At 42.7% G+C, this 21,470-nt stretch carries 26 protein-coding genes; 19 read left to right on the forward strand and 7 right to left on the reverse strand.

What is annotated here, in order from left to right; all coding sequences use genetic code 11:
• Positions 1–137 precede the first annotated feature (137 nt).
• Positions 138–620 carry a winged helix-turn-helix transcriptional regulator gene (locus AADY36_RS03275; protein WP_054551119.1) on the forward strand — a complete coding sequence of 161 codons (483 nt, stop codon included), beginning with the start codon at positions 138–140 and terminating at the stop codon, positions 618–620.
• 48 nt (positions 621–668) lie between these two features.
• Here the strand turns inward: AADY36_RS03275 and AADY36_RS03280 are convergent, their stop codons facing one another.
• A complete protein-coding gene (locus AADY36_RS03280) occupies positions 669–1,268 on the reverse strand; it encodes a TIGR04211 family SH3 domain-containing protein (protein ID WP_239962505.1) in 600 nt (199 codons plus the stop codon).
• A gap of 213 nt (positions 1,269–1,481) precedes the next feature.
• Here AADY36_RS03280 and AADY36_RS03285 point away from each other — a divergent pair, with 213 nt between their 5' ends.
• From AADY36_RS03285 to AADY36_RS03295, 3 genes are all read left to right on the forward strand, one after another.
• Positions 1,482–3,002, forward strand: a complete 1,521-nt coding sequence (locus tag AADY36_RS03285) for a CYTH and CHAD domain-containing protein (RefSeq protein WP_342408490.1) — start codon at positions 1,482–1,484, stop codon at positions 3,000–3,002.
• Between the two features lie 37 nt (positions 3,003–3,039).
• Entirely contained in the window at positions 3,040–3,648 is a 609-nt protein-coding gene (locus tag AADY36_RS03290) for an START domain-containing protein (RefSeq protein ID WP_272982665.1), read from the forward strand.
• Positions 3,649–3,727: 79 nt separating this feature from the next.
• Complete coding sequence (locus tag AADY36_RS03295) at positions 3,728–4,132, forward strand: diacylglycerol kinase (protein ID WP_054560915.1); 405 nt, start codon at positions 3,728–3,730, stop codon at positions 4,130–4,132.
• A gap of 52 nt (positions 4,133–4,184) precedes the next feature.
• On the opposite strand, the gene metK is transcribed toward AADY36_RS03295, so the two are convergent.
• Complete coding sequence (gene metK / locus AADY36_RS03300) at positions 4,185–5,336, reverse strand: methionine adenosyltransferase (RefSeq protein WP_054551125.1); 1,152 nt, start codon at positions 5,334–5,336, stop codon at positions 4,185–4,187.
• Between the two features lie 266 nt (positions 5,337–5,602).
• Between metK and tkt the strand changes: the two genes are divergently transcribed.
• Positions 5,603–7,594 (forward strand): transketolase, encoded by a 1,992-nt coding sequence (gene tkt / locus AADY36_RS03305; protein WP_239962520.1) that lies wholly within the window; start codon positions 5,603–5,605, stop codon positions 7,592–7,594.
• A 231-nt stretch (positions 7,595–7,825) separates the two neighbouring features.
• Here the strand turns inward: tkt and AADY36_RS03310 are convergent, their stop codons facing one another.
• Positions 7,826–8,125 carry a type II toxin-antitoxin system RelE/ParE family toxin gene (locus AADY36_RS03310; protein ID WP_342408491.1) on the reverse strand — a complete coding sequence of 100 codons (300 nt, stop codon included), beginning with the start codon at positions 8,123–8,125 and terminating at the stop codon, positions 7,826–7,828.
• Complete coding sequence (locus AADY36_RS03315) at positions 8,122–8,364, reverse strand: type II toxin-antitoxin system ParD family antitoxin (protein ID WP_054560911.1); 243 nt, start codon at positions 8,362–8,364, stop codon at positions 8,122–8,124. The genes AADY36_RS03310 and AADY36_RS03315 overlap by 4 nt, the downstream gene beginning before the upstream one ends.
• Positions 8,365–8,655: 291 nt before the next feature.
• Here AADY36_RS03315 and ppnP point away from each other — a divergent pair, with 291 nt between their 5' ends.
• The 3 genes from ppnP to AADY36_RS03330 all read left to right on the forward strand — a co-directional run bounded on the left by ppnP (position 8,656) and on the right by AADY36_RS03330 (position 11,284).
• Positions 8,656–8,967: a pyrimidine/purine nucleoside phosphorylase gene (ppnP, locus tag AADY36_RS03320; protein ID WP_055198221.1), complete on the forward strand. Its 312-nt coding sequence runs from the start codon at positions 8,656–8,658 to the stop codon at positions 8,965–8,967.
• A 182-nt stretch (positions 8,968–9,149) separates the two neighbouring features.
• The gene (gene hpf, locus AADY36_RS03325) at positions 9,150–9,506 is read left to right on the forward strand and encodes a ribosome hibernation-promoting factor, HPF/YfiA family (protein ID WP_054551132.1); all 357 of its coding nucleotides are present in this window, start codon (positions 9,150–9,152) and stop codon (positions 9,504–9,506) included.
• A gap of 605 nt (positions 9,507–10,111) precedes the next feature.
• Positions 10,112–11,284: an NRAMP family divalent metal transporter gene (locus AADY36_RS03330; protein WP_432212404.1), complete on the forward strand. Its 1,173-nt coding sequence runs from the start codon at positions 10,112–10,114 to the stop codon at positions 11,282–11,284.
• Positions 11,285–11,445: 161 nt separating this feature from the next.
• On the opposite strand, the gene AADY36_RS03335 is transcribed toward AADY36_RS03330, so the two are convergent.
• The 3 genes from AADY36_RS03335 to AADY36_RS03345 are packed head-to-tail and all read right to left on the reverse strand — an operon-like array spanning position 11,446 to position 13,754.
• On the reverse strand, positions 11,446–12,633 hold the full coding sequence (locus tag AADY36_RS03335; protein ID WP_342408492.1) for a vWA domain-containing protein: 1,188 nt from the start codon (positions 12,631–12,633) through the stop codon (positions 11,446–11,448).
• 1 nt (position 12,634) lies between these two features.
• The gene (locus tag AADY36_RS03340) at positions 12,635–13,483 is read right to left on the reverse strand and encodes an AAA family ATPase (protein ID WP_055021018.1); all 849 of its coding nucleotides are present in this window, start codon (positions 13,481–13,483) and stop codon (positions 12,635–12,637) included.
• A 52-nt stretch (positions 13,484–13,535) separates the two neighbouring features.
• Complete coding sequence (locus tag AADY36_RS03345; RefSeq protein ID WP_342408493.1) at positions 13,536–13,754, reverse strand: DUF1653 domain-containing protein; 219 nt, start codon at positions 13,752–13,754, stop codon at positions 13,536–13,538.
• 78 nt (positions 13,755–13,832) lie between these two features.
• On the opposite strand from AADY36_RS03345, the gene AADY36_RS03350 reads away from it, so the two are divergent.
• Genes AADY36_RS03350 through rpoS form a run of 11 tightly spaced genes read left to right on the forward strand, consistent with a single transcriptional unit; the run spans position 13,833 to position 21,409 of the window.
• Positions 13,833–14,315: a DUF2947 domain-containing protein gene (locus tag AADY36_RS03350; protein WP_054560905.1), complete on the forward strand. Its 483-nt coding sequence runs from the start codon at positions 13,833–13,835 to the stop codon at positions 14,313–14,315.
• Positions 14,316–14,374: 59 nt separating this feature from the next.
• Positions 14,375–15,007 (forward strand): hypothetical protein, encoded by a 633-nt coding sequence (locus AADY36_RS03355; protein ID WP_239962524.1) that lies wholly within the window; start codon positions 14,375–14,377, stop codon positions 15,005–15,007.
• 22 nt (positions 15,008–15,029) lie between these two features.
• On the forward strand, positions 15,030–15,320 hold the full coding sequence (gene ftsB / locus AADY36_RS03360; protein WP_054560903.1) for a cell division protein FtsB: 291 nt from the start codon (positions 15,030–15,032) through the stop codon (positions 15,318–15,320).
• Entirely contained in the window at positions 15,310–16,011 is a 702-nt protein-coding gene (gene ispD / locus AADY36_RS03365) for a 2-C-methyl-D-erythritol 4-phosphate cytidylyltransferase (protein WP_239962526.1), read from the forward strand. The genes ftsB and ispD overlap by 11 nt, the downstream gene beginning before the upstream one ends.
• On the forward strand, positions 16,008–16,490 hold the full coding sequence (gene ispF / locus AADY36_RS03370) for a 2-C-methyl-D-erythritol 2,4-cyclodiphosphate synthase (RefSeq protein WP_054560901.1): 483 nt from the start codon (positions 16,008–16,010) through the stop codon (positions 16,488–16,490). The genes ispD and ispF overlap by 4 nt, the downstream gene beginning before the upstream one ends.
• Positions 16,487–17,515, forward strand: coding sequence for a tRNA pseudouridine(13) synthase TruD (gene truD / locus AADY36_RS03375; protein ID WP_285220684.1), 1,029 nt, complete (start codon positions 16,487–16,489; stop codon positions 17,513–17,515). Before ispF ends, truD begins: the two co-directional genes overlap by 4 nt.
• On the forward strand, positions 17,516–18,280 hold the full coding sequence (gene surE, locus AADY36_RS03380) for a 5'/3'-nucleotidase SurE (protein ID WP_054560899.1): 765 nt from the start codon (positions 17,516–17,518) through the stop codon (positions 18,278–18,280).
• Complete coding sequence (locus AADY36_RS03385) at positions 18,270–18,908, forward strand: protein-L-isoaspartate(D-aspartate) O-methyltransferase (RefSeq protein WP_054560898.1); 639 nt, start codon at positions 18,270–18,272, stop codon at positions 18,906–18,908. The genes surE and AADY36_RS03385 overlap by 11 nt, the downstream gene beginning before the upstream one ends.
• 11 nt (positions 18,909–18,919) lie before the next feature.
• On the forward strand, positions 18,920–19,498 hold the full coding sequence (locus AADY36_RS03390; protein ID WP_342408494.1) for a YqaA family protein: 579 nt from the start codon (positions 18,920–18,922) through the stop codon (positions 19,496–19,498).
• Positions 19,499–19,540: 42 nt separating this feature from the next.
• A complete protein-coding gene (locus AADY36_RS03395) occupies positions 19,541–20,365 on the forward strand; it encodes a peptidoglycan DD-metalloendopeptidase family protein (protein WP_055021015.1) in 825 nt (274 codons plus the stop codon).
• A gap of 60 nt (positions 20,366–20,425) precedes the next feature.
• Positions 20,426–21,409: an RNA polymerase sigma factor RpoS gene (gene rpoS, locus AADY36_RS03400; RefSeq protein WP_054551147.1), complete on the forward strand. Its 984-nt coding sequence runs from the start codon at positions 20,426–20,428 to the stop codon at positions 21,407–21,409.
• Positions 21,410–21,470 lie beyond the last annotated feature (61 nt).

Genomic DNA, 21,470 nt, shown 5'->3' on the forward strand with positions numbered 1-21,470 from the left:
AATGAACTAATTGCATTTCTTACCATTGATATAATTCGTGCATTCTAATTAAAATCCAGCAGAATATGCTGGTTAAATTTTTCGATTTACGATAATTTACAGGGCATACCGTTAACTTAGCCGCATAAAATTCTGTTATGACCAGTCCGAATAGATTACGCATGTTAGATCGCATCGATTTAGCAATTTTAGACGCTCTGCAAAAAAATGGCAGAATATCGAACGTAAACCTCGCAAAACAGGTAAATCTGAGCCCAAGCCCGTGTCTAGATCGTGTAAAACGTTTAGAGCAAGAAGGCTACATCGAAGGCTATTACGCAAAGCTTAGCGAAGCAAAGCTTAACCAGAGCTTGTTAGCACATGTACAGGTCTCGTTGGTGACCTCGAATACATCGGTGTTTAAAGTATTTCGAGAATATATTTTAAATATTCCGCAAGTGGTTGAATGCGACATGGTTGCTGGTGGCTATGATTACTTATTAAAAGTACGTGTGTCTGATATGGACGAATACCGTCAGGTGCTGGGGGATTTAGTTGATATACCAGGGGTAGGTACGCATCACACCTATATGGTGATCGAAAAAATTAAACAAGATACCGGACTAAGGTTCGATATATAGATACAAAAAAAGCACCATCAGGTGCTTTTTTATTGACTATTTAGTGGCTTATGCCCAGCCGTCGTAACGTTTACGGCGAGATAACACCACGGTTAAGATAATACCTAACAGTAAGCCGATAAATGCAATTGCGCCGCCATATGTAAGTAGCTGACGCTTCTCTTTAGCACTGGCTGTTTGCTTTGCATTGCGCTCAGACTCAATAGTGTTCTTAAGTGTTTCGATTTGCTTGCTAAGAGCTAGGTTTTGCTCTGTTAGTGATTTGTTCTGCTCTTGTAGTTGTGGCAACTCAATTTCAGCTTGGCGAAGCTGCTCTTGCATTACCGTCATGTCGTTATTCAGCGCTTGAAACTGTTGTTGAATACCCGCGTTTTCAGTAACAAATTTTGACTCAACCCAACCTTCACGATCTTTATCATCACGAATTTTAAAGTAGCCATTATCTTCACCTGACAACAACACAACTTGCGTACCTGCATCAACTGAACCCAAAATGCGGTAGTTTTTGCTTGGGCCTGAGTGCATAAAGGTATACAGGTTATCGACTATGTATGCGGTGTTTTGGCTGTCGCTGCTTGGTGCTTCTTCTGCGTAGCTAATAAAAGTGGTGGCCGCAAGGAGCAACCCAAAAATACACTGTTTTAACATCAATCTACCTTGTTAATGTGATCTTGCCTAGAAGTGGCTAAATTTATAATTTCTTTATGTATAGAGATAGTAGGGATTTCAACTATTAATAGCAAGGCTGATATTGTAATCCGTGCGTGGGCTTAACCGTAAAAAACAGGAAAAAATTTGCATTAACAGTCTGCTTTGTTTATTTTGATCACTTATTTATTTTAAATGTACTCCGCAAAGCGAATGGATACTGAGATAGAACTGAAGTTTTTGGTGTCAGATGCCGTTGTTCCACTGATCCCCGCATTAATTACCCAATTTGCAAAAACCGTTACTAACAAACCGTCACGCAATTTACAAAATGCTTATTACGATACGCCAAGCCGAGAATTACGCGCTTTAGATATTGGCCTTCGTACTCGCTGTTGTGATGGTGAGTGTGAACAAACTATCAAGCTTGCTGGCGAAGTGGTTGGCGGCTTACATCAGCGCCCAGAATACAACTTACCACTGTCAGGTAACCGCCCTGATTTACTCGCATTTGATGCTGCTATTTGGCCGCATGGCATGCAAGTGTCTGGTATTGCTGAAAACCTATACCCAATTTTTAGCACTAACTTTATACGCCGTACTTGGTTACTCGAAACCGAAAATGGCGCAAAAATTGAAGTGGTATTAGATAAAGGTGAAGTTGCTGCCTCGGGTCAGGTTGAGCCAATCTCTGAACTTGAAATCGAACTGATTGAAGGTAGTCGTAATGAGTTGTTTGCTTTGGCAGATAAACTGGTTAGTGAAAGCCATATTCGCTTAGGGCTTTATTCTAAAGCTGCTCGAGGTTATCGTCTTGCAGATGACAAACCATTAAAAGCAAGCAAATCAATTGGCTTTGTGCCACTAAAACGTGGTGCAACCCAAGAACAAGCTTTAGTAGAAAGCATTAACTACGCGATTCGCTTTGTACAAAAACATGAAGCCTGCTATTTCATAAAACCAAGCTTAAAAACCCTTAAGCGTGTCACAGACGGTATTCGTTTAATTCGCCATACATTTTGGCTGTTTGACGATATTGTTAGTAAAGACGATACCGACTCATTGCGTACAGAGTTAAAGTGGTTATTGAGCGAATTAGCGTGGGTTGAAAATGCTATTCAGCTAAAAACCTACACATCTAAGCGCCACGCATACTACAAAAAAATCAACAGTGCGCCTGAGCTCACACAAGTTATTAATGACCTAAAAGAGTTACAGCCAAGCATTGATGATATTGAAACTCTTTTTCATAGCACCCGATACAACCGCTTATTATTACAATTAACAACCTGGTTAATTGAAAAACAGTGGCGCAAATCATGGGGGCAGGCTGAGTTTCAGGCTGCAGAAAAACCAGTTGCCGATATTGCTAAGCGTTTATTTGCTAAAGATTGGCACGACATGCACGAGCTTATTCCTGAGCAGCAAGTGTTTACAGATAAAGACTATTTGGCACTACGCACCCGCCTTGAAAATTCATTACTCAGCGGCAACTGCTTAGGCGCTTTGTTCGATAAAGAAGATAGAAATGAGTTCCGTATGCCGTGGGTTGATATCTCCCATGGTATTTATGAGTTAAGCACCCTTGAGTACTTAAAGCAGTTATGTGCAGGACAAGATGACTTAGAGCTGACAAAAATTCAATCATGGCTTGATCAAAAGTCAGAGTTTTTGGTTAGTGCGATGGAGCAAAGTCGCCACGCGTCATTTAATACAGACCCATATTGGTTTTAAATAAATGCGCTTGTGCCTATGGATAGGGTTAGCATGTTTGAGTCTCTCGGCAGTAGCTAACCCTATTGAATGGCAAACCTACAAACAGCAAGACGGCATAAAGGTTAGCTATAAAAAGCATAAAACCGGTATTATCGAAATTAATGCTTCTGTGCTAGTAAAAAATGCCAAAGCCAGTGACTTTATGGCATTACTCAGTGATACCGACAACGCCGCAAACTGGCTTGAAAATGTCAAAAGCGTGACCTTAATGGAGCGCTTAAGCCCCTCAGAAACCCTTGTTTATACTCATTTTAATTCACCTTGGCCGGTGTCAGATAGAGATTTAGTCAGTTACTCTTGTTATCACGCTTTAGATGAGCACAAAACCGAGTTACAAATCAAAAGCCAACCTTATGCAAAAGCCGAAGTCTCTGGTGTTGTGCGTATTAAAGACCTCACCGCCTATTGGCGTTTAGAGCAGCAACAAAGTAATTTGTTGGTCAGCCATCAAGCCTATGCTGATCCAAGTGGTTCAATTCCGCATTGGTTAAGTAACAAGGTATCGCTAAAAAGCGTTTATAAAACGCTACAAGCACTGAGAGAACAATTAACTAATAATCAGTTTTCCCGCGCAAACATCAGCAGTATTCCAGGTGATTGCTAGCGTTTAATCAAGCGTATTTGGGTGACAGAGTAAGAATTTATTATTATGATCAGGCTAATTCTGAGCGGGTAGGTAAAAAATGAAAGAACCAAAAATTCCCCTAGTTAATAAGCCAAATGGTATTGGCTTTGGGCGTATTTTAAAAGCAACCAAGTGTTCTATTAAAGGCTTTAAAGCGGCATTTAAAGAAGAGTCGGCATTTCGTTCTGAAATCTATTTAGGGGTGTGTTTATTACCCTTGTCAGTGGTTCTTGCGCAGTCATTAAATCATTGGTTAGTGTTGTTTATTCCTTACTTGTTATTATTAATTGTTGAGTTACTGAACTCGTCGATAGAAGCGCTCACTGACCGAGTAGGGATTGAGTATCATGTATTATCGGGACGAGCTAAAGATATGGCTTCTGCGGCAGTGACATTGAGCTTGCTAATTCTAGCCTTAGTTTGGGGTGTCGCAGTTTACGAAAAGATAGTTACCTACCTTTAAAACAGACATAAAAAAAGCGCCAAAAGGCGCTTTTTTCATTTTATCAAACCTATTACAGGCCAGCAGCTGCGCGAAGTGCGTCTGCTTTGTCTGTACGCTCCCAAGGGAACTCATCACGACCGAAGTGGCCGTATGCCGCAGTCGGTTGATAGATAGGACGCTCAAGATCAAGCATTTGGATTAAGCCGTAAGGGCGTAGGTCGAAGTGCTCACGTACTAATTCGATTAGGCGCGCTTCTTCTAATTTACCTGTACCGAATGTCTCGATGCTGATAGATGTTGGCTCTGCAACACCGATAGCGTAAGAAACTTGTAGCTCACATTTGTCAGCAAGGCCAGCAGCAACCACGTTTTTAGCAACGTAACGAGCAGCATATGCAGCTGAACGGTCAACTTTTGATGGATCTTTACCAGAGAAAGCACCACCACCGTGACGAGCCATACCACCGTATGTATCAACGATTATTTTACGACCTGTAAGACCACAGTCACCCATTGGGCCACCGATTACGAAACGGCCAGTTGGGTTGATGAAGAACTTAGTTGCGCTTGAGATTAGCTCAGCAGGAAGAACCGGCTTAATGATAGTTTCCATTACCGCTTCAACTAAGTCGTTTTGTGAGATTGAATCACAGTGTTGAGTTGAAAGAACAACTGCATCAATACCAACAGGCTTGCCATTTTCGTATGCAAACGTTACTTGAGATTTTGCATCTGGGCGTAACCAGTTAAGCTCACCGCTTTTACGAACTTCAGCTTGGCGCTGAACTAGACGGTGCGAATAAGTGATAGGTGCAGGCATTAAAACGTCAGTTTCATTACATGCGTAACCGAACATTAGACCTTGGTCACCAGCGCCTTGCTCTTCAGGGCGAGCACGGTCAACACCTTGGTTGATGTCTGGAGATTGTTTACCGATAGTGTTTAGGATCGCACAAGAGTCAGCATCGAAACCCATGTCTGAGTGCGTGTAACCGATTTCACGTACTGTTTTACGTGTGATTTCTTCGATATCAACCCAAGCGCTAGTTGTGATTTCACCACCAACCATCACCATACCGGTTTTAACGTAAGTCTCACATGCAACACGGGCATGAGAATCTTGCTCAAGGATAGCATCTAGAACCGCGTCAGAGATTTGGTCCGCGATTTTATCCGGATGACCTTCAGAAACAGATTCAGAAGTAAATAAATGTTTTGCCATTGTATTTCTGCTCACAAATATTGCGCTTCACAAACGTCGGTAATAGCGCTAAAAAATTAAGGGGCGTATTTTATCTAAAACAAATATGTTTGCATAGTAATTTTACGCCTAGACGTCTATTTAAAATTACTAATAACGTATTGTTCTTAACAAACGCCCATAATTGGTGCATTTAATGCGGATTTTTAATTGCACTGTACCCTTACAATAAGTAAGAATGGGGCTTCATAAACAACCAGCGCAAATACATAAAGGTAGGAGAATTCATGCCATCACGCAAAGAACTTGCAAATGCTATTCGCGTCTTATCAATGGACGCAGTACAACAGGCCAAATCTGGTCACCCTGGCGCCCCTATGGGCATGGCAGATATCGCAGAAGTACTATGGCGCGATTATCTAAAGCACAATCCAACGAATCCAGAGTGGGCAGACCGAGATCGATTTATTCTTTCTAACGGCCACGGTTCAATGCTGATCTATTCTCTACTGCACTTAAGTGGCTATGACTTACCACTAGAGGAAATTAAAAACTTCCGTCAAATGCACTCAAAAACACCAGGTCACCCAGAGTATGGGTATGCACCAGGTATTGAGACTACTACGGGTCCATTAGGTCAAGGGATCACAAATGCAGTGGGTATGGCTATTGCCGAAAAAGCGCTAGCTGCACAGTTTAACCGTGAAGGCCACGATATTGTTGATCACTTCACGTATGCATTCATGGGTGATGGCTGTTTAATGGAAGGTATTTCACACGAAGCCTGTTCATTAGCCGGTACATTAGGCCTAGGTAAACTAGTTGCGTTTTGGGATGACAACGGCATCTCAATTGATGGTGAAGTAGAAGGTTGGTTCAGCGATGACACACCAGCGCGCTTCAAAGCATACGGCTGGCACGTAGTAAGCGATGTTGATGGTCATAACCCTGATGCAATTCGCGCCGCTATCGAAGAAGCGCGTAGCATCACTGATAAGCCATCATTAATCTGTTGTAAAACAGTGATTGGCTACGGTTCACCTAACAAATCAGGTAGCCATGATTGTCACGGTGCACCACTAGGTGAAGACGAAATTAAAGCATCTCGTGAATTCCTAGGTTGGACTGGCGATGCATTTGAAATCCCAGCTGATATCTACAGCGAGTGGGATGGCAAAGAAAAAGGTAAGCAACTAGAAGCAAGCTGGGACGAAAAGTTTGCAGCATACGCAAGTGCACACCCTGAACTTGCTGCTGAGTTTAAACGCCGTACAAATGGTGAGTTACCAACTGATTGGGCTGAAAAGTCACAAGCTTACATTGAAGAGCTACAAGCAAACCCAGCAAACCCAGCAACACGTAAAGCATCACAAAATGCATTAAATGCGTTTGGCCCGTTACTACCAGAATTCATGGGTGGCTCTGCTGACCTTGCAGGTTCTAACTTAACACTTTGGGATGGCTCAAAAGGCCTAGAAGCAAACGATGCTAGCGGTAACTACATTTTCTACGGTGTACGTGAATTTGGTATGTCAGCGATTATGAATGGTATTGCATTGCACAAAGGCTTTATTCCATACGGTGCAACATTCCTAATGTTCATGGAATACGCACGTAACGCAGTACGTATGGCGGCATTAATGAAGCAGCCAAGCATCTTCGTTTACACACACGATTCAATTGGTTTAGGTGAAGATGGCCCAACGCACCAACCGGTAGAGCAAATTGCAAGCATGCGTTTAACGCCTAATCTAGTGAACTGGCGCCCATGTGACCAAGTTGAGTCAGCGATTGCATGGCAACAAGCAATTGAGCGTAAAGATGGCCCAACATCACTGATTTTCACTCGCCAAGGCCTTGAGCAACAAACGCGTACTGCACAGCAGTTAGCTGATGTGAAAAAAGGTGGTTACGTACTTAGCTGTGACGGTGAGCCAGAGCTTATCCTTATTGCAACAGGTTCTGAAGTACAGCTTGCACAAGATGCCGCTGCAGAACTGCGTTCACAAGGTAAAAAAGTACGTGTGGTATCTATGCCTTCAACTGATTTATTTGATGAGCAAGACGCTACGTATAAAGAAAGCGTATTACCAGCAAGCGTAACACGCCGCGTAGCAATCGAAGCGGGCATCGCAGACTACTGGTACAAATACGTAGGCCTAAACGGCGCAGTAGTTGGTATGACGACCTTCGGTGAGTCAGCACCTGCAGGCGAGTTATTCAAGCACTTTGGTTTCACTGTTGAAAACATCGTAAACAAAGCAAACGCCTTGTTCTAAGCTTTAGTCGCTAAAATTTAAAAGCCCGCCCTGTATAACCACAGCGCGGGCTTTTTTATTCCCCCGTAGGTTGAGTAGAACGGAGTGAAACCCAACGCACTCAGAGCTGGTAGCTTTCAGCCATCAGCTGTCAGTTTTAAATACCTCACTGTAAGCGTGAAATTTATTTCGCGTGAAAGTTATGCTTTTGATTGAATACCAGAAGCCAAATTTAAGTTTTTAAGATGAGGGTTATGCGCCAAAAATTGGATTCACATCCATACTTTTGTGGAGGATACGGATGATCTCGATATTTTGACTGCCGATTTGACGATAAAAGATTACGTAGCTTCCTTGTGGGAATTTCCTATAGCCATCGCGAATCTCGTCACAGGCTTTACCAATGTCAGGGTTTTCGGCTAACAGCCAGAATGAGTCATCAAATTGTTTTAGATAAATGTTTCGCTGTTCACGACCCCAGCGTCGAGAGGTAAACAAGGCTACATCTTTTAAATCAGATTTTGCCTTGTTAGTTAATTGAAAGGGCTTCATTTTCTTTCTTCGTTGTCTAACTCATTGATAAACGAATCAAGGTCATAATCCGCAACTCCACTATTTTCACCTTCAACAAGTAATTGGCGTAAAGTGTTCATTTTCGTCTCCTGGCTTTCAAGTAAACGTAAAGCGGAGCGTATGACTTCACTCGCCGAGCCATAGCGACCACTTTGAATTTGATTTGCTATAAAACTGTCAAAATGGTCACCCAAAGTAATACTAGTGTTTTTAGCCATGATTTAGCCCTTAATACCAATAGATACCTAATTATGGTATCAGTTGAGCTTGGATGCAAGGTATGTAACAAAGCGTTCAAGCCATATTTTTGAACTCAAACTAAAGTAAGAAGGATGTGCTTATCATGCTGATACTCGTGCTAAAGCACGACCTACCACAATTGCACCTTCGGCTTAAAACTGACAGCTTACAGCTATCCCGACTTGATTATTTCTCACCCAGCTCCCCTTGAATGCTAAACCGACAACTGGCACTGTCTGTAACTTAATAATAAAACAACAGGAGTGAGGATGTCTCAGTTTGATAATGTAAGTGTGCTGAAAAAAGCCAATGTGTATTTTGACGGTAAAGTGTCTAGCCGTTCTGTGGTATTTGCTGATGGCAGCACGAAGACGTTAGGCTTTATGCAACCAGGTGAGTTTGAGTTTGCTACGAGCAAAAAAGAGTTGATGGAGCTTAACGGTGGCAGTTGGCAAGTGCTTTTACCCGGTGAGAGCGAATGGCAAACAATGCAAGCTGGAGAGTCATTTACCGTTGATGCAAATGTTACCTTCTTAGTAAAGGTCAGCGAATTTGCTGATTACTGTTGTTCGTATAGTTAACGAGCAGTTGTTAACCTCTCTGAAAAGCCCGTGTGATGCGGGCTTTTGCATATTTTATCCGCAACGCATGATCTAAATCATCTGTGGTTACAATCAATTACTAATTATCTGCAATTTTCGCTTGTGTTAATTCAATTCGCCCCCAATACTAACTGTGAGGTAACAAGAAAAAAGGATACCCTATGAAGATTAATATTTCTGGTCATCATGTTGACGTTACTGAGGCTGTTAGAGCTCATATCAACGAGAAGTTCTCGAAAATTGCTAGCCATTTTCCATCATTAATATCACTCGATATTATTCTTTCAAAAGAGCACAATAAGTATCAGGCTGAGATTAGTACAACCTATGAAGGCGCACGTTTATCAGTAAAAGCTGAAGATGATGTGATGTACCCAGCTATCGCAGGTGCTGCAAAAAAACTTGATGCATCACTTAAACATCGTAAAGGGCAAATGAAAGCCAAACTACACGAAAAGCCGGTCAGTACAACACCGGAAATTGCCCACGAAATCATTCAGGAAATGAACCTGAGCTAATTACAGAGCACTAGCCTAAGCGGCTAGACTTAAAACTAAATCTGAAAAAGCCAACCGTTGCGAAACGCTTGGCTTTTTTGGTTTTAATATTTAACTATTAGCCGTCAGCCGTCAGCCGTCAGCCGTCAGCCGTCAGCCGTCAGCCGTCAGCCGTCAGCCGTCAGATTGAAGTTCTAAAAGTTAGCGAGTTACTAGGGGAAAGAGTAAAGGGGAAAGTTTGCGAGATACGAGACGTAGGAGGCGTTTTAACGCCGAATAAAAATGGAGATATTAGATATCAGTCGTTAGAAGTCAGATTAAATAAACAACGGCTTGACAAAAGTGGTAGGCAGTCTAGTGTTGCTAACTTGCTAACTTGCTAACTTGCTAACTTGCTAACTTGCTAACTTGCTAACTTGCTAACTTGCTAACTTGCTAACTTGCTAACTTGCTAACTTGCTAACTTGCTAACTTGCTAACTTGCTAACTTGCTAACTTGCTCTGCTTCCAATCTCACACAAAACGCTGTAAGTTGCTTGTTACTAAGAATAAAACACACAAAGCATATGCAAGCAGCAGTATCAAATTGGCAGTCTAAATTAAATGCTTTAGGGCCGGGGATTTTAATGGCTACAGCCGCCATTGGTGGCTCACATCTAGTAGCATCAACACAAGCAGGATCGTTATTCGGCTGGCAGCTATTTTGGCTAATCATTGTAGTAAACGTGTTGAAGTATCCATTCTTTCGATTTGGCATGGAGTACACCCTTGCGACCAAACAAAGTTTAGTTGAGGGCTACAAGCAAAAAGGGCCGGGGTATTTCTATAGCTTTATTGCGCTTAATATAGTCGCCGCCGTAGTGAATACTGCGGGGGTTTTATTATTAACGGCCAGTCTTCTGCACTACGCATTACCTGTCACAATTTCTGTAACCTTATTATGCTGGCTGATCTTAGCTGTGTGTTTGCTTATTTTGTTGTTGGGGCACTTTAAGGCGCTCGATAATGTCTCAAAGCTCATTATGGGGCTGTTAACGGTTACAACTGTGGCAGCGTTGGTAGTGGCAATTAATAATGGTGCTATGGCGCCAGTTGACTATGTGGGTCCGTCGCCGTATGAGCTTGCTATGCTCGGCTTTATGGTCGCGCTCATGGGCTGGATGCCTGCACCCATCGAAATATCAGCAATTAGCTCATTGTGGCTAAAAGAAAAGCAGCACCAACAACCAGTGACAAAACAACAAGGCTTGTTTGACTTTAATTTGGGCTACTGGCTTACCGCAGCACTTGCGCTCGTGTTTTTCTCGTTAGGTGTGTTAGTACAATATGGCCAAGCACAAGCTGTGCAATTAGGTGGAGTCGCTTTTGCAAAGCAGCTAATTGATATGTATGCCCTTACTATGGGCGAGTGGGCAAGACCGCTGGTTTCAGGTATTGCTTTTTTATGTATGTTTGGCACTACGCTAACTGTGCTTGATGGCTACGCTAGAACATTAAATGAGTCACATAAACTGCTACCGATTAAACAATCTAAACACAGTTTAAATATGTGGTTATTACTACAAGCATTTGCAGGTATGGCAGTGATTTTATTCTTTAAATCAGCCCTTGGCCCAATGCTTACTTTTGCTATGACCCTCGCTTTTGTAACTACTCCCGTATTTGCATGGCTGAACTTTAGTTTAGTACGCTCAGAACCCAGCATTCATCACTCACCTTTATTACGCACCCTCAGCTGGCTAGGTTTGGTTTATTTAGTGGGCTTTGCGTTGGTGTTTTTAGTTTGGAAACTCGCTTAGTTAGCGAGTTACAAGGGGAAAGAGTAAAGTTAGAGCTGTCAGATTGACAGTTAGCGAGTTACTAGGGGTAAGAGTAAAGTTTTCGAGCTGCTTAACTTAGATAGTGGCCAGTTCAGACTTTCTAACTTTCTAACTTTCTAACTTTCTAACTTTCTAACTTTCTAACTCAACTCCCTAATCGCATTACTAATCCCATCTAGCGTGAGTGGGTACATGCGGTTGCCCATTAACTGCTTTATAAAATCAATTGATTGATAATAGCGCCAGTGTTCAACGGGTTGTGGGTTGAGCCAAGCGACTTTATCAAAGTGATTGGTTATGCGGTTTAACCAAGCGCTGCCGGGTTCTTCATTCCAATGCTCAACGCTGCCACCGGGGTAGGCTATTTCGTAAGGGCCCATGGTGGCATCACCAACAAAGATCACCTTGTAGTCGCTGGTAAACTTGTTAATCAAGGTCATGGTATCAATGACGTTAGAGTGACGACGTTCGTTGTCTTGCCAAACATGCTCATACAAACAGTTATGAAAATAGTAAAACTCAAGGTGTTTAAACTCGCTGTGGGCGGCACTAAATAACTCTTCGCAGGTATGAATGTAATCATCCATTGAACCGCCGATATCAAACAGCATCAATACTTTTACGGCATTATGGCGCTCTGGTGCCATTTTTACATCGAGCATGCCGCCTTGTTTTGCAGTAGCGCGAATTGTTTCGGTTAAATCGAGAGTATCGCTGGCGCCAGTACGGGCAAATTTACGCAGTTTTTTTAGAGCAAGTTTAATGGTGCGCGAGCCGATTTCACGGTCACTATCAAGGTTTCGGTAGCTGCGTTTATCCCATACTTTTACCGCACGGCGATGTCGGTTACCGTCTTGGCCTATGCGCACACCTTCAGGGTTATACCCATAGGCGCCAAATGGTGAAGTGCCACCGGTACCCACCCACTTATTGCCCCCTGCATGGCGCTTTTTCTGCTCTTCAAGGCGTTGCTTGAGGGTTTCCATGAGTTTATCAAGGCCGCCTATGGCTTGTAATTGCGCTTTTTCTTCTTCGCTTAGGTGCTTTTCAAACTCTTTGCGTAGCCAATCATTAGGCAAGTCGTGTTGCTGTTTTAAACTTTCGAGCAGATCAAGGTCGGCCACGCCACTAAAGTAATCTGCAAAGGCTTTATCAAAACGATCAAAGTGGGTTTCATCCTTGACCATGATGGTACGCGCTAAGTAATAAAACGCGTCAACATCGGCAAAAATAACCCCATGCTTGAGCGCATTGATCAAATCAAGTAGCTCTCGCAAACTAACAGGTAAGCGGTATTCGCGAAGCTTAAAGAAAAACGCAATCAACATCTTAACGGCGGCTCATAAAAGCAAGTTTTTCGACTAAGCTAATGTCTTGCTCGTTCTTTAATAACGCGCCAAACATAGGCATTAAGCCGCCTTTTTGGCTTTTATCATGCAGTGTTTTAGCGTCTATATCTTCGGCCATCAGTAGCTTTAACCAATCAAGCAACTCGCTGGTTGATGGTTTTTTCTTAATGCCATTAACTTCACGTAGATTAAAGAACACCTCAAGTGCTTGGCGAACTAAATCTTGTTTAACGTGAGGGTGATGCACATCGATAATTTGTGCCATTTCTTCACTACTTGGAAAATCAATGTAATGGAAAAAACAACGACGTAAAAAGGCGTCTGGCAGTTCTTTTTCGTTATTTGACGTAATGATCACAATCGGACGTTGCTTAGCAATAACTCGCTCGCCGGTTTCATAAACATGAAACTCCATTTTATCGAGCTCTAGTAGCAAGTCGTTGGGAAATTCAATATCGGCTTTGTCGATTTCATCAATCAATAGCACAGGGCGTTTGTTATGTTGCTCACCATAGGTAAAGGCTTGCCATAATTTCCCTTTTACAATGTAGTTGCTGATATCGTGCACACGCTCATCACCTAACTGGCTGTCGCGAAGACGCGATACCGCATCATATTCATACAGGCCTTGCTGCGCCTTAGTGGTTGATTTGATGTGCCATTGAATTAGCGTAGTGTCTAAGCTTTTTGCAAGCTCCTCGGCCAGCATGGTTTTACCTGTGCCGGGCTCACCTTTTATTAGCAACGGTTTTTCGAGCAAGATCGCTGCGTTAACCGCTTGTTTTAATGAGTTACTGGCAATGTAGTTATCGGTTGAATTAAAAAGCACGATGTCACCTTATCTGGTCTGAGCAGTGATTAATAACGTCATGATGCCACAGTTAGTCGGCGTCTGAAAGGTATGCAAAACGCGGTACTGTTTTACCCTCGACAGTGACGGTTTCTGTAAACATACTAAGCGGGCGTGCCCACATGCCTAATTCGCCATATAGCGCTTGATAAATTACCAGTGGCTCATTCGTTTCGCTGTGGGTGGCAACATATTCAACTTTGTATTTTGGACCTTTGTAATGTTGGTAAATACCGGGTTTGATTGTCATGTGTTTATCTCGCATCTTGGAGTCATTTGGGTATAATTGCAGTTTGCACATTTTACGCTGAAACAAACTGCCTAAACTATGAATTATATTTCGTTAGATGAATACAAAAAAGCCTGGGTTTTTCGTCATAAAGATATGCCGATAAGCAGCGAAGACGCAGCACAAATTAAACCAATGAGCGCTGAACGCGCTGCGGTTTTATGGACTACTATGGTGAGCCGCGAGCATGATCACCCTGACTTTTTTGATAAAACAGATTGGTGCGGCAAAGACGACAGCTTTTCAGAGACCATTAACTGGGAAAGTGCATGGGAAGCGGGCGATGAGCAGTTACCAGAAGAAATCCTTAACCACTTAGAGTGGGAAGCAAACACCACTGTTTATTTTTGCATGGCTCGCGACAACATCATTGAAACCAGCTTTGCTGTTTTTAAACGTTGTTGGCAAAACTTTATGTTTTTAGCTGATGGTAGTTTGCTACTAGGTAAAAAGCGTGATGCAATGGTGCAGTTTTTAGAAACTGGTAATGCAAAATTGGGTAAAAAAGGCGCAGTAAAGTAGCGCTCAATAAACGCTCTATGCTATAAAACAGTCAAGCAATTGTTTTATAAGAGCGCGCATTGTCTAAACCAACTCCACAGAGCGAACACTCGCAACAAGCCGAAATTTGGCAAACTGATGCCGAGCGAGCTTTGTATGCGCAGTTATGTAATGCATTTTATGCTCGTGAGATCCCGCGTTTAGTTGATGAACCTGATACAGCAAGGCTAAAACGTTTATTAGCAAGCCTGCCTTACTATATTGAGCGTTTAGCTATGCGTATTGTCAGTGGTGATGCGCCACTACAGCTCGATTCACAAAATGGCAGTTGGCTTGAAAAACAAAAAACAACGCCGCCTGTTTATAATAAAAAAGACTCAAAAGACTTTTATAGTCAACATGCTAAGCGCGGGTTAATTGTTCCCGTGCTAATTAATGACGAGCAATGTACAACCGTGCGCATAGACAGCTTAGATCAAGTAAGCGACAATAAGGTACATTGCAACGAGCTTGGTTGGTTTGATACTTCCGGTGAATCGCTAGAAAACACGCATATTCAATTGCTTAAGCCTGCAAAGGCGGTGATGGCTGCGGCGTGTTGCGGTCATCAATGGCAATTTAATAAACGCATCACACCTAAGCGTTTGTCATTAAGAGAAATGCTGTTAGCAAGCAATATAAATTGGCGTAATTTAAAACGCCCTTTGACTTAATTTAACCGCGAAGGAGTGTTCAATGCGGGTTTTTCAATTCGCCTTGTTGTGTTTGGCTTTATTTATTCAGTACCGCTTATGGTTTGGCCATAATGGGGTGCAAGACTACACTCGTTTAAAACAAGCGGTTACCTCTCATCAAGACACCAATGCGAAATTATTAAAGCGCAATAAAGTGCTCAAAGCCGATATTGAAGACTTAAAGCTCGGTCAAGAGGGCATTGAAGAACGGGCGCGTAATGAATTAGGAATGATTAAACCTGGCGAAACCTTTATTCGCGTATTACCAGGTCAACAGCAAAATGAACACTAAGCAATCTATCACCGCCATTGTTCCCGCTGCGGGAGTAGGGAGTCGAATGCAGCATTCGGCGCCAAAGCAGTATATTGAACTTGCGGGTAAAACTATTTTAGAACATACCCTAAGTAAACTTGCAGAACTTAACGAATTAAACACCATCAAAGTAGCAATTAGCGATGATGACGGCTACTTTGCTGATTTACCACACATAGATAAGCGTATTGAGCGCGTGTCTGGTGGTAAAGAGCGCGCTGATTCTGTGCTTAACGCCTTGCTATCACTTGCTGGCAACCCACCTGATTGGGTGCTTGTTCACGATGCGGCAAGGCCGTTAGTGTGTCTTGCTGATATTCAGCGTTTAATAACTGAATGTATCGCTGCCAATGAAGGCGGTATTTTGGCGTCAAAAGTAAAAGACACCATTAAGCGCGGTCATACCCACAGTGAGCAAACGGTGCCACGTGATGATTTATGGCAGGCACTCACCCCTCAGCTTTTCCCTTATCAAGCGCTGACTAATGCGCTATCAAGTGCCCTTAAAAATGGTGTGACTATCACTGATGAGGCATCGGCAATTGAATGGGCTAAGCAGCCTGTTAAGCTGGTTGCAGGTCGCAGTGACAACATTAAAATCACCACCCCAGAAGATTTAGATTTAGCAGCATTTTTACTGCAAAAACAACAAAACGAGAGTACCTCATGATTCGAATTGGCCATGGCTTTGATGTACACAAATTTGGCGGCGAAGGCCCGTTGGTAATTTGTGGTGAAAAAATAGATTACCCACAAGGCTTTTTAGCACATTCAGATGGTGATGTTGCCATTCACGCATTGTGTGATGCCATTTTAGGTGCATTGGCAATGGGTGATATTGGCAAGCATTTCCCTGATACTGCGAGCGAATACGAAAATATTGATAGCCGAATTTTACTACGCCACGTGGTTGGGCTTGCTAAAGAGCAAGGTTATATACTTGGCAATGCCGATGTGACGATTGTTGCGCAAGCACCAAAAATGTTGCCACATATTCAAGCTATGCGTGAAAACTTATGCCAAGACCTTGAAGCTGATATTTCACAAGTTAATGTGAAAGCAACAACCACTGAGAAGCTTGGGTTTGAAGGCCGCAAAGAAGGTATCTCAAGCCACGCTGTGGTGATTATGAGCAAACAAAGCGCATGAGCGAGTTAAACTACCTATACGGTAAACCTCTTTCTAAGGCTGACTTTAAAACTCACGCCGAAGACTTCATGGTTGATGAAGACTTAGGTATTGAGTTTACCGGTTCTGGTGAACATGTTTGCTTGCAGGTTGTAAAAAAAGGCGAAAATACTCAGTTTATTGCTAAACGCATTGCCGAAAAAGCGGGGGTATCACCTCGTGATGTAAGTTATGCGGGCTTAAAAGACCGTCATGGCGTGTGTACCCAATGGTTTAGTGTTCCCGTGCCAATTAAGAAGCACATAGAATTTAGCGAACTGAATAACGATCAGTTTTTTGTAATATCGCAACAGCGCCATAACCGTAAGCTCAGAACCGGTTGTCATAAAGGCAATCGCTTTACCATTACATTACGTAATGTAACTGAGCCGCTGGATATTTTGTGCCGTATCAACGCGGTGCGTGCAGGGGTGCCTAATTACTTTGGTGAGCAGCGCTTTGGCCATGGTGGTCACAACCTTGAAATGGCAAAGCGCATGTTTGCTGGAGAGCGTATCCGCGATAAAAAATTGCGTGGCTTAGTTATTTCAGCTGCGCGCTCTTATGTATTTAATGAAATCGTGAGTATGCGGGTTGCCGAGCATGGCCTTGCGAAAACAATGCACCGCGAAGTGTTTATGCTCAGCGGCAGCAATGCTTTTTTTGAAGACAACATTAGTGATGACAATATTGCGCGCTTAGCGTCTGGCGATATTGTGATGTCGGCACCTATGGTTGGTAAAGGCGAAAAAGGCCTGACCGAAACTGAAAAAGTGTGGCTAGAACCTTATCAGTCTTGGATAGATGGCCTTAGCGAACTTGGCCTTAAGAATGAGCGTAGAATGTTACGACTTATTCCTGACTCATTAGCTGTTGAAACGATTGATGAAACTACTTTAAAGTTAAGTTTTGGTTTACCAAAAGGCTGTTTTGCTACCGCCCTGCTGCGTGAGCTGGTGGACTATCAAGATGCAAGCCCCAGAGAACAAAAACAAAAGGATGCGTAAATGAAAATCTTATTGAGCAATGATGATGGCGTACATGCTAAAGGGATTGCGGTTTTGTATCATGCATTGACGCAAATAGCAGATGTGACCTTAGTAGCGCCAGATCGTAATTGTAGTGGCGCAAGTAATTCATTAACGCTCATGAATCCACTTCGTGCAACCACCCTTGATAATGGCTTTATTTCGATTAATGGCACGCCGACTGACTGTGTGCATTTGGGAGTTAATGAATTAGTCGAGCAGCAGCCAGATCTAGTGGTTGCAGGAATAAACCACGGCGCCAACCTAGGTGATGATACCTTGTATTCAGGTACAGTAGCAGCGGCCACTGAAGGGCGCCACTTAGGTCTGCCGGCGATTGCTGTGTCGTTATGCTCTAAAGAAGGAAATCACTTTGAAACTGCAGCTGCGGTTGCGGTGAGTATTATCAAAGAGTTGGCATCGCACCCATTACCGAAAGATCAAATCATCAACTTAAACGTGCCAGATATTCCGCTTACAGAGCTTAAAGGAGTTAAGGTAACCCGTTTAGGTTCGCGTCATAAAGCTGAAACCATGACGAAACAACAAGACCCATGGGGCCGTGACATTTATTGGTATGGTACCCTTGGTGCTGAAAGTGATGCAGGTGAAGGCACTGATTTTTATGCCATTAATAATGGTTATGCATCAGTGACCCCGCTTAGTGTTGATATGACGGCGAAAGAGAGCTTACAAGCCGTCGATAGCTGGTTAGCAAATATGGAGATTAATAGTGCTGACTAATTATAATCGCAGTGCACTGGCATTAGCAGAGTTATTGAAACGCGAAGGTGTAGAAGACAGTACTGTGCTTGAAGCGATAGCCTCAACACCCAGACACATTTTTATCGATGATGTTTTACAACACAAAGCTTATCAAAATACCGCACTGCCAATCGGTCAAGGACAAACGATTTCGCAGCCATATATTGTCGCACGTATGACTGAGCTGCTCCGCTTAGCGGGTGTACGTGATAAAGTGCTCGAAATTGGCACAGGCTCTGGCTACCAAACAGCAATACTGGCAAAAACCTTCACTAAAGTGTGCTCGGTAGAGCGTATTAAAGCATTGCAATGGCAAGCAAAACGTCGTTTGCATAAGCTTGATTTATATAATGTCACCATGAAACACGGTGACGGTTGGCAAGGCTGGCAGTCGCAAGCTCCGTTTGAGGGGATTATTGTCACAGCAGCTGCGGCTACTATGCCAAAAGGACTTCTGGCACAACTTGCTGATGGAGGCGTTATGATTGCACCTATCGGTGAGCAAGATCAGCAATTAATGATGGTCGTTAGAAATGGCGACACTTTTACAGAACATAAAGTTGCACCAGTACGATTTGTACCTTTGGTACCTGGTGATATTGAATAGGACGTTATACTTTGAAGTTGTTTACTAAGTTATATGATATGGCGCTGGTATGGGCTAAACACCGTCATGCGGAGCGTTATTTAGCAGGGATGAGTTTTGCTGAATCTGTTTTTTTTCCGGTGCCACCGGATGTCATGCTAGCCCCTATGTCGCTTGCTCAGCCAGATAAAGCATGGCGCTTTGCCAGCTTTACGACTATTGCTTCAGTGATTGGTGGTATTTTAGGTTATTTACTTGGCTTTTGGTTATTCGAACCGGTAGTTGAACCGCTGATTGCGCAAATGGGTTGGCAAGCTAAATTTGACACAGCGCTAAGTTGGTTTGAAAACTATGGTGTATGGGTGGTGTTTTTAGCGGGCTTCTCTCCTATACCTTATAAGGTTTTCACCATAGGTGCAGGTTTGATGCAAATGGCATTCTTGCCATTTTTAATTGCCTCGGCAATAGGTCGTGGCGCGCGTTTCTTCTTAGTGTCGGCTTTAATGAAGTGGGGCGGCGTTAAAATGGAGCAAAAATTACGTCAATATGTTGAAGCGCTTGGCTGGGGATTAGTTGCTTTAGTTGTGGTTGCGTACTTTTTACTACGATAACCCGTAAAACCATTAAACTAGTACGATAAGGAGCATTTTACGATGAGCAGGCAGTTAACAGTCTATGTTACTTTGTTTCTTAGTATTTTGCTCTTTGGTTGTACTTCTCGCGAAGCACCGGCACCGGTTAGTAGTTTAGATAATAAAGTTAAACCCGCCACACGCAAAGTAAATATCTCTGGCTCAAAATATGTAGTCAAAAAGGGCGATACTTTGTATTCAATTGCTTTTAGCGCTCAGCAAGATTTTCGAACGCTCGCAAAAATAAACGATATTCCAGCACCTTATACGATCTTCCCTGGGCAGAGTATTTCGCTCACAAAATCGGCACAAAAATCAAAAAAGACGAAAAAGTATACGAATTCGAGTAAAAAGTCTACTGTTTCTATACAAAAAAATAACAAAAAATTAAAGAAAGGGCTTGATCAGCCAAAACAACGAGAGTATGTTCAGAAACAAGCCAACAAAATAATTAGTGAAAAAAAGCGTAATTCTAATGCTAAAGTTGTATGGGGCTGGCCTGCAAAAGGTAAAGTCACAAAACGCTTCTCTAACAAAGAGAATGGCTTTAAAGGATTACAGATCACTAATAAACAAGGGGCTTCTGTTTTAGCTGCTGCACATGGAACTGTGGTATACGCGGGCAACGCATTGAGGGGATACGGTAATTTAATCATATTGAAACACAATGATGATTACCTAAGCGCTTACGCGCACAATTCAAAGTTGCTTGTAAAGGAAAAACAGGAAGTAAAGGCAGGGCAGAAAATAGCAGAAATGGGCAGTTCAGACTCTTCGGTTACGGCTTTGAGATTTGAAATTCGTTATCGGGGTCAAGCAGTCAATCCTGCTAAGTATCTACCTTAGCCATTTAGGGTATTGATAAAGTGATTTAGCTCAATCACATATTTGCTCGGGAGGACGCTTATGGGTCACACAGCAAAACTAGAGAAAAAAACTGACGCGATTGACGATAAATTTGATGACACGGTAGTCGAAGAAGAGTCTTCTGAATTACTTGAAGAAGTCGACAACGAAGATGAAATTTTTGCAAAAGAAGAAGTTGCCAAGAATTTAGATGCTACGCAGCTGTATCTTGGTGAGATTGGTTTTTCTCCGCTGCTAAGCGCAGAAGAAGAAGTTTATTTTGCTCGAAAAGCACTGAAAGGCTGCGAAGCCTCTCGCAAGCGAATGATTGAAAGTAATTTACGTTTAGTGGTGAAAATTGCCCGCCGCTACAACAACCGTGGCCTTGCGCTACTAGACCTTATTGAAGAAGGTAATTTAGGCCTTATCAGAGCCGTTGAGAAATTTGACCCAGAACGTGGTTTTCGTTTTTCAACTTATGCAACTTGGTGGATACGTCAAACCATTGAACGTGCCATCATGAACCAAACACGTACGATTCGTTTACCTATTCACGTGGTTAAAGAGCTTAATGTTTATTTAAGAACAGCCCGTGAATTAACGCAGAAACTTGACCATGAACCAACCGCAGAAGAAATTGCAGAGTGCTTAGATAAGCCGGTTGAAGATGTCACTAAGATGCTGCGTTTAAACGAAAAAATCACCTCGGTGGATACACCTATCGGCGGTGAAAATGACAAAGCGTTATTAGATATTATCGCCGATGAAAAAGACTATGGTCCAGAAGGCGAAGTACAAAATAATGACATCAACAAGCACATTGTTGATTGGCTTGGAGAGTTAAACCCGAAACAGCGTGAAGTACTTGCTCGTCGTTTTGGTTTACTAGGCTATGAGCCATCAACCCTTGAAGATGTTGGTCGTGAAATAGGCTTAACACGTGAACGTGTAAGACAAATTCAAGTGGAAGCATTACGTCGCTTAAAAGACATTTTGCAACACGAAGGTTTAAGTACAGATAGCCTATTCGACCAATTCACCTGATTTGACAACAATACATAGGCCTTCGGGTCTAGAACACACAAAAAAGCTGACATTACGTCAG

This window comes from Pseudoalteromonas sp. D15MCD-2, from assembly GCF_038562745.1.
Classification (GTDB): domain Bacteria; phylum Pseudomonadota; class Gammaproteobacteria; order Enterobacterales; family Alteromonadaceae; genus Pseudoalteromonas.

Bases quoted from the DNA above. Each gene is read 5' to 3' on its own strand.
- ispD (WP_239962526.1), top strand. From the start codon at position 15,310: ATGAACACTAAGCAATCTATCACCGCCATTGTTCCCGCTGCGGGAGTA.
- ftsB (WP_054560903.1), top strand. From the start codon at position 15,030: ATGCGGGTTTTTCAATTCGCCTTGTTGTGTTTGGCTTTATTTATTCAG.
- AADY36_RS03295 (WP_054560915.1), top strand. From the start codon at position 3,728: ATGAAAGAACCAAAAATTCCCCTAGTTAATAAGCCAAATGGTATTGGC.
- ppnP (WP_055198221.1), top strand. From the start codon at position 8,656: ATGTCTCAGTTTGATAATGTAAGTGTGCTGAAAAAAGCCAATGTGTAT.
- AADY36_RS03280 (WP_239962505.1), bottom strand. From the start codon at position 1,268: ATGTTAAAACAGTGTATTTTTGGGTTGCTCCTTGCGGCCACCACTTTT.
- AADY36_RS03285 (WP_342408490.1), top strand. From the start codon at position 1,482: ATGGATACTGAGATAGAACTGAAGTTTTTGGTGTCAGATGCCGTTGTT.
- AADY36_RS03330 (WP_432212404.1), top strand. From the start codon at position 10,112: ATGGCTACAGCCGCCATTGGTGGCTCACATCTAGTAGCATCAACACAA.
- rpoS (WP_054551147.1), top strand. From the start codon at position 20,426: ATGGGTCACACAGCAAAACTAGAGAAAAAAACTGACGCGATTGACGAT.
- AADY36_RS03310 (WP_342408491.1), bottom strand. From the start codon at position 8,125: ATGAAGCCCTTTCAATTAACTAACAAGGCAAAATCTGATTTAAAAGAT.
- ispF (WP_054560901.1), top strand. From the start codon at position 16,008: ATGATTCGAATTGGCCATGGCTTTGATGTACACAAATTTGGCGGCGAA.
- AADY36_RS03350 (WP_054560905.1), top strand. From the start codon at position 13,833: ATGAATTATATTTCGTTAGATGAATACAAAAAAGCCTGGGTTTTTCGT.
- tkt (WP_239962520.1), top strand. From the start codon at position 5,603: ATGCCATCACGCAAAGAACTTGCAAATGCTATTCGCGTCTTATCAATG.
- truD (WP_285220684.1), top strand. From the start codon at position 16,487: ATGAGCGAGTTAAACTACCTATACGGTAAACCTCTTTCTAAGGCTGAC.
- AADY36_RS03315 (WP_054560911.1), bottom strand. From the start codon at position 8,364: ATGGCTAAAAACACTAGTATTACTTTGGGTGACCATTTTGACAGTTTT.
- AADY36_RS03335 (WP_342408492.1), bottom strand. From the start codon at position 12,633: ATGTTGATTGCGTTTTTCTTTAAGCTTCGCGAATACCGCTTACCTGTT.
- hpf (WP_054551132.1), top strand. From the start codon at position 9,150: ATGAAGATTAATATTTCTGGTCATCATGTTGACGTTACTGAGGCTGTT.
- AADY36_RS03395 (WP_055021015.1), top strand. From the start codon at position 19,541: ATGAGCAGGCAGTTAACAGTCTATGTTACTTTGTTTCTTAGTATTTTG.
- metK (WP_054551125.1), bottom strand. From the start codon at position 5,336: ATGGCAAAACATTTATTTACTTCTGAATCTGTTTCTGAAGGTCATCCG.
- AADY36_RS03275 (WP_054551119.1), top strand. From the start codon at position 138: ATGACCAGTCCGAATAGATTACGCATGTTAGATCGCATCGATTTAGCA.
- surE (WP_054560899.1), top strand. From the start codon at position 17,516: ATGAAAATCTTATTGAGCAATGATGATGGCGTACATGCTAAAGGGATT.
- AADY36_RS03345 (WP_342408493.1), bottom strand. From the start codon at position 13,754: ATGACAATCAAACCCGGTATTTACCAACATTACAAAGGTCCAAAATAC.